The organism is Bifidobacterium callitrichos (assembly GCF_008698085.1).
Lineage (GTDB): Bacteria > Actinomycetota > Actinomycetes > Actinomycetales > Bifidobacteriaceae > Bifidobacterium > Bifidobacterium callitrichos.
Map to the genome: position 1 here is coordinate 14,864 of NZ_RZJP01000006.1, position 1,618 is coordinate 16,481.

Genomic DNA, 1,618 nt, shown 5'->3' on the forward strand with positions numbered 1-1,618 from the left:
TATCGTATTGAGCGACACGCACTCAGCCCTACTGCCACAACGGTTTTCGGGGCCGCTTATAGTTGTTATAGTTGTTATAGTGTTATAGTTGTTATAGCGATTTGCGAAAATCGGAGTTATCCACATTTCGCAACTGCCGCAAATCGCCGATCGTTTCGATCTTTTCGCTTTCACGCTTCAGCAACGTTTCCGCGTGAACTTTCTTCTCGATGCTCTTTACACCCTTAACACGGTTTTGTCTTTTGCCGTAGTTTTTCCTTTGATGCAGTCGTTTCCACTTCACGTTCATCGCTTCTCGCTTGGATGTCTCTTCGCGGTCTTCGTGCGTCCTCCTGTGCATGAATGGCAACCGGAAGTACAATTGGGCATGGGGAGTCCTTGTGATGCATTGGCGCGTCATAGAGACTGGCCGAGGAATCGCCAGTGGAGGATTCCGCCATCGAAGTGAGAAGGGAATAACGATGACCAACGTCAACCCGGAACCGCAGCAACAACAGCCGGAGTACACTCCGAACGCCGCCCAGCCGCAGGCATATCCGAATCATCCGCAGGCGCCGCAATACGCGCCTCAGTACCAGCAGCAGCCCGGATACGCCCCGTACTCACCACAGGCCAACCCTGCAGACACCGGTTCGTTCGGATGGGCCGTGCTTGGCTTCTTCATCCCCGTCGTCGGCCTCATCCTGTGGCTCGTCTGAAAGGACACCCAGCCGAAGAACGCGCATAGGGCCGGCAAGGGCGCGCTGGTGTCGGTGATCGTAGTGGTTGCGATCTACGTCTTGATCTTCGCGATTGCGATCATAGCCGGTGTGGCGGCGAGCTCGACATCGGCGCTTGGATTGCTGTGATGGAACATCCCACCGCAGGTTCAGCGGTCGGTGGGCCCCATCCCCGTGGGACCCACCTATCAGCCTCAGCCTGTGGTGCCTGTGGGAGCGCCATTGCCCATGGAACCCGTGCAGCCCATGCCGATGCAGCAAGTTCCGCAGATGGAGCCCTCCGAGCCGGAACGACGTCCGAACGAGATGACTAGGGGATTCGCCATCGCAGGCATCGCCCTTGCGGTCATCGCCGCGGTGTTCGCGATGATGCCGCTGTGGGACGATGTATCCGTGTTCGGCGTCGTCGGTCTAGCGCTGGACGTCATCGCCGCCTGCTCGCTCATCTCCGACCGCAACCGGACACCGGTGTGGATCGGTACCGTGGTGGTCGCCGCGTTGCTCTGCGTCGCGTCCATCGTGGTCGTTGCCCCCACCTGATCCGGTCTGCCCCGGTTCGATGCCATTTTCGATTCACCATCCGTTCACGACTCGGTGTCCCGAATTTCGGGCGGATGGTCTTTTCCCTTCATCGGCATGCGTTAGCCTGTAACTACCAGCGATTAGGGCTGTTGCGACACGCCGTGGAAACCGCTTGATAGAGCCGTTTCCCTAGGTTTTTGCGTCCTTTCGCTTGCATCATGACGCCATCGGGTGTAAGTTTATCTCTTGCTGCTCAGCACGGGGGTTGGTCCCCTGGATTAAGCCTTTCGGGCTGGTGCTTGGTGGTTTGAGAACTCAAGAGTGTGTTTGTACTACTTCTTTATAGTCAATGATTGCCAGTCCGCTGCAGGCCTGCT

At 57.3% G+C, this 1,618-nt stretch carries 2 protein-coding genes; both read left to right on the top strand.

What is annotated here, in order from left to right; genetic code table 11:
• Positions 1 to 461: 461 nt before the first annotated feature.
• Entirely contained in the window at positions 462 to 698 is a 237-nt protein-coding gene (locus EMB92_RS11780) for a PLD nuclease N-terminal domain-containing protein (protein ID WP_223847737.1), read from the top strand.
• A 267-nt stretch (positions 699 to 965) separates the two neighbouring features.
• Positions 966 to 1,259, top strand: a complete 294-nt coding sequence (locus EMB92_RS11385) for a heparan-alpha-glucosaminide N-acetyltransferase domain-containing protein (protein ID WP_150394978.1) — start codon at positions 966 to 968, stop codon at positions 1,257 to 1,259.
• Positions 1,260 to 1,618 lie beyond the last annotated feature (359 nt).